Source organism: Rhizomicrobium sp. (assembly GCF_056722145.1).
On record NZ_JBWZET010000143.1, the window covers coordinates 1 to 4,036 of the forward strand.

The 4,036-nt window shown below is 64.1% G+C and carries 6 protein-coding genes; all 6 read left to right on the top strand.

From position 1 onward, the window contains the following. Window positions 1–130 precede the first annotated feature (130 nt). A complete protein-coding gene (rplU, locus tag AC1P6P_RS08070; protein WP_481401925.1) occupies window positions 131–439 on the top strand; it encodes a 50S ribosomal protein L21 in 309 nt (102 codons plus the stop codon). 12 nt (window positions 440–451) lie between these two features. Further along, window positions 452–730 carry a 50S ribosomal protein L27 gene (gene rpmA, locus AC1P6P_RS08075; RefSeq protein ID WP_481401926.1) on the top strand — a complete coding sequence of 93 codons (279 nt, stop codon included), beginning with the start codon at window positions 452–454 and terminating at the stop codon, window positions 728–730. Window positions 731–874: 144 nt separating this feature from the next. Then, a complete protein-coding gene (locus tag AC1P6P_RS08080) occupies window positions 875–1,444 on the top strand; it encodes a GNAT family N-acetyltransferase (protein WP_481401927.1) in 570 nt (189 codons plus the stop codon). A gap of 1 nt (window position 1,445) precedes the next feature. Then, window positions 1,446–1,988: a GNAT family N-acetyltransferase gene (locus AC1P6P_RS08085; RefSeq protein WP_481401928.1), complete on the top strand. Its 543-nt coding sequence runs from the start codon at window positions 1,446–1,448 to the stop codon at window positions 1,986–1,988. Window positions 1,989–2,035: 47 nt separating this feature from the next. Continuing rightward, window positions 2,036–3,073: a GTPase ObgE gene (obgE, locus tag AC1P6P_RS08090; protein ID WP_481401929.1), complete on the top strand. Its 1,038-nt coding sequence runs from the start codon at window positions 2,036–2,038 to the stop codon at window positions 3,071–3,073. A gap of 76 nt (window positions 3,074–3,149) precedes the next feature. Next, the coding region (gene proB / locus AC1P6P_RS08095; protein WP_481401930.1) for a glutamate 5-kinase at window positions 3,150–4,036 on the top strand (887 nt) is incomplete at its 3' end.

The window sequence follows — 4,036 nt, forward strand, 5'->3', positions numbered from 1 at the left end:
CAGCATGAGGCGACATGAAACAGGATTCTGTCGCCGGTGATCTTGACCCTCCCGGTTTGCTGCGTATATTGCGCCGCTCCCTGGGAAACCACCGTTTCCCGGAAAACAATTTTATTCAGGGACTTAGCACATGTTCGCGGTAGTCCGCACGGGCGGCAAGCAGTACAAGGTGGCCACGGATGACGTGCTGTCCATCGAAAAAGTCGCAGGCGAAGTTGGCGCCGAACTGAAACTCGGCGAAGTCCTCGTCATCGGCGGCGAGACCGTCAAGACTGGCGCTCCGCTGGTCGAGGGCGCCTCGGTTACGGCCGAAATCCTGCGTCAGGGCAAGGGCGAGAAGGTGGTGGCGTTCAAGAAGAAGCGCCGCAAGAACACCCACCGCAAGCGCGGTCATCGCCAGTCCTTCACCGAAATCAAGATCACGGCCATCTCGGCTTAAGGAGTTCGACCCATGGCACATAAGAAAGCAGGCGGTTCGTCCCGCAACGGTCGCGACTCTGCCGGTCAGCGTTTGGGCGTCAAGATGTTCGGCGGCGAAGCCATTGCCGCCGGCAACGTCATTATTCGCCAGCGCGGTACCCAGTTCCATCCCGGCAAGGGCGTCGGCATGGGCAAGGACCATACCCTCTTCGCGCTTTCGGACGGCCATGTCGCCTTCAAGAAGGGCTTCAAGCGCCGCACCTTCGTATCGGTGCTTCCGGCGACGGCCACGAAGACGGCAGCGGAATAGGCGGCTGAAGACATAGGCCGCCACGAATTGGCGGCCCATTGAGGCAAGGGAGATGGTCCGCCATCTCCCTTTTTTGTTTTCCCTTGCACCAAGCGCAGCCGGGAAATGCGGCCCGGGCGGCGCGACCACAGTAAGGGAAGTGTCATGCCCAGTTTCGAAACCGAGCGTCTGTTCCTGCGTCAGCCCGAAATCTCCGATGCGACCGCGATTGCGCGCGCCCTCGGCGATTACGAAGTGGCCCGCAACATGGCGACGGTGCCCCATCCCTACAGCGAAGACGACGCCATGGCGCTGATCGCCACCGCGGCCGAAAAGCAGGCCAAGGGCGAAGCCTACGCGTTCGCGGTGGAACACAAGCTGACGCGCGAATTCCTCGGCCTGGTGACGCTGAGATTGAGCGATGGCGCCTACAAGCTGTCCTACTGGTTCGCCCGGCCCTATTGGGGCTTCGGCTATGCCACTGAGGCGGCGCGCAAGATCGCGGGCTTTGCCTTCAACACCTTGAAGGTGGAGACCATTTTCGCCAGCTGGTTCGACGGCAATACGGCCTCGGAACAGGTGCTGGAGAAGCTCGGCTTCGAGCCAGTCGCCGATTACCGGCGCGCGAATCTCGCCCGTGGCGGCCTGGCCTGGTGCCACCGCATGGCGCTGAAGCGCGAAACCTTCGGCCGCAAGCGCGCCGGCGTTCGCCGGTCCGACCTGGTGGAGGCTTGAGATGCCGACACTCGAAGCCGAACGGCTGCTGCTGCGCCCGCCCGCTACGGAGGACGCCGCCTTTTTCGCCGCCGCGCTCGCCGATTACGACGTCACCCGCAATCTCGCCACGGTGCCCTACCCCTACACCGAGGCGGACGCAGCGGATTTCATCACCACCGTCACCCGCGCACGCGCCGCGGGCGAAGGCTGGGTCTACACCATCCTGTCGAAAGCGACGGGCTCGCCGCTCGGCTGCTGCGGTGTGCACCTGCAAGACGGGCGCTACGAACTCGGCTATTGGATAGCCAAGCCCTATTGGGGCCGCGGATTTGCCACCGAGGCGGCCCGCCGTCTCCTGGCCTTCGCCTTCGGAGTGGTGCGGGCCGAAACCGTGGAAGCCGGCTGGTTTCACGACAATTCCGCGTCCGGCCGGGTGCTGGCGCGGCTGGGATTTGTCGCCGACCATGTCGAATCCAGCCCCTGCCGGGCCCGGGGGGAACCGGTGTTGTGCAACCGAACGATGTTGACGCGCGAGCGTTTCGGGCGAAAAAGAGCGGCATGATGCCTACCTCGCTCAAAGCCCGGCCCTCCTAGGAAAGTAGTGACTCGATGAAATTCCTCGACCAGGCCAAGGTCTACATTCAGTCCGGAGCGGGCGGCAACGGCTGCATCGCCTTCCGGCGCGAGCGCTTCATCGAATACGGCGGGCCCTGGGGCGGCGATGGCGGCCGCGGCGGCAGCGTCTGGGCCGAAGCGGTGGAGAACCTCAACACCCTGATCGACTACCGCTTCCAGCAGCACGTCCGCGCCAAGAACGGCGAAGGCGGTGCCGGCAAGGACATGCATGGCGCCGGCGGCGACGATGCGGTGATGAAGGTTCCGGTCGGCACCCAGATTTACGAGGAGGATGGTGAAACCCTGATCGCCGATCTTTCCACCGTCGGCCAGCGCGTGCAGCTTTTGCGCGGCGGCAACGGCGGTTTCGGCAACGCCCATTTCAAGAGCGCCACCAATCAGGCGCCGCGCTTCGCCAATCCCGGCCAGCCCGGCGAAGAGAAGACCATCATCCTGCAGCTCAAGCTGATCGCCGATGTCGGACTGATCGGCCTGCCCAATGCCGGCAAGTCGACGTTCCTGTCCCGCGTATCGCAGGCCAAGCCGAAGATCGCCGATTATCCCTTTACGACGCTGGCGCCGCAGCTTGGCGTGGTCCGCATCGACACTACCGATTTCGTCGTCGCCGACCTGCCCGGCCTGATCGAAGGGGCCCATGAAGGCGTCGGTCTCGGCGACAAGTTCCTGGGGCACGCCGAACGCTGCAACGTCATCCTGCATCTGATCGACGGCACCGACAGCGAGATCGTCACGGCCTACAAAACCATTCGCGGCGAGTTGGAAGCGTACGGCCAGGGCCTCACCGACAAGCCGGAAATCGTCGTGCTCAACAAGACCGACGCGATCGAGATGGCGGCGCTGAGCAAGAAACTCGCGGCGCTGAAGAAAGCATGCGGCCATGATGTCCTGGTGATGAGCGGCGTCTCGGGCGACGGCGTGCCGGAAGTCTTGCGTGCGCTCGCCAAAGTGATCGGCAAGAAGCGCACCGCCGACAAGAAGGCGAAGGAGCCGAAAAAGGGCTGGCAGCCGTGAGTTTCTCTTTCCTCCCCCGCGCTTCGTCTTCCCTCTCCCCTTGTGGGAGAGGGATTTCTGCAACGTGTGATGAACAATGACCGACCTTCTCGCTAAAGCGGCTGTCATCGTCATCAAGGTCGGCTCGTCGTTGCTGGTCGAGTCCGAGACCGGTACGCTGCGGCGCGAATGGTTGAAGTCGCTGGCCGCCGATATCGCGGCGCTGAAACGCCAAGGCAAGCAGGTGGTGCTGGTGTCCTCGGGCGCCATCGCGCTTGGCCGCCGCGCCTTGAAACTGAAGCCCGGTCCTTTGCGCCTCGAAGAAAGCCAGGCTGCTGCCGCCGCCGGACAGGTCCGCCTTGCGGGGGCCTGGGCGGAAGTGCTGAAGGCGGAAAGCATCGCCGCGGCGCAGGTTCTCCTGATCCTCGACGACACCGAAAATCGCCGCCGCTACCTCAATGCCCGCGCCACGTTGAAGACGCTGCTTGAACTCGGCGCCGTGCCGGTGATCAACGAGAACGACACCGTCGCCACCTCGGAAATCCAGTTCGGCGACAACGACCAGCTTGCCGCCCGCGTCGCCTCGATGATGGAAGCCGATTGCCTGATCCTGCTCTCCGATGTTGATGGTTTGTACACGGCCAATCCCAATCTCGACCCCAGCGCCGAGCACATCCCCGAAGTCCCCGCCATCACGCCGGAACTAGAAGCCATGGCCGGCGGCTCGGTGTCGGGGCTGGGGCGCGGCGGCATGACCTCGAAGATCATCGCGGCAAAAATCGCGGTCTCGGCGGGGTCCGATGTCGTCATCGCCAAGGGCAAGACGCTGAACCCGATTGCCGCCATCCGCACGCGGGCCGCACGTTCTACCCGCTTCTTCGCTTGCGATACCCCGGCCGCGGCGCGCAAGCGCTGGATCGGTGGCGTGCTGCATCCCCAAGGCGCGCTGATCATCGATGACGGCGCGGTCAAGGCGCTGCTGAC

What these genes read in the sequence shown, in the direction of transcription:
- rplU (WP_481401925.1), top strand. Translation starts at nt 131, where the DNA reads ATGTTCGCGGTAGTCCGCACGGGCGGCAAGCAGTACAAGGTGGCCACG.
- rpmA (WP_481401926.1), top strand. Translation starts at nt 452, where the DNA reads ATGGCACATAAGAAAGCAGGCGGTTCGTCCCGCAACGGTCGCGACTCT.
- AC1P6P_RS08080 (WP_481401927.1), top strand. Translation starts at nt 875, where the DNA reads ATGCCCAGTTTCGAAACCGAGCGTCTGTTCCTGCGTCAGCCCGAAATC.
- AC1P6P_RS08085 (WP_481401928.1), top strand. Translation starts at nt 1,446, where the DNA reads ATGCCGACACTCGAAGCCGAACGGCTGCTGCTGCGCCCGCCCGCTACG.
- obgE (WP_481401929.1), top strand. Translation starts at nt 2,036, where the DNA reads ATGAAATTCCTCGACCAGGCCAAGGTCTACATTCAGTCCGGAGCGGGC.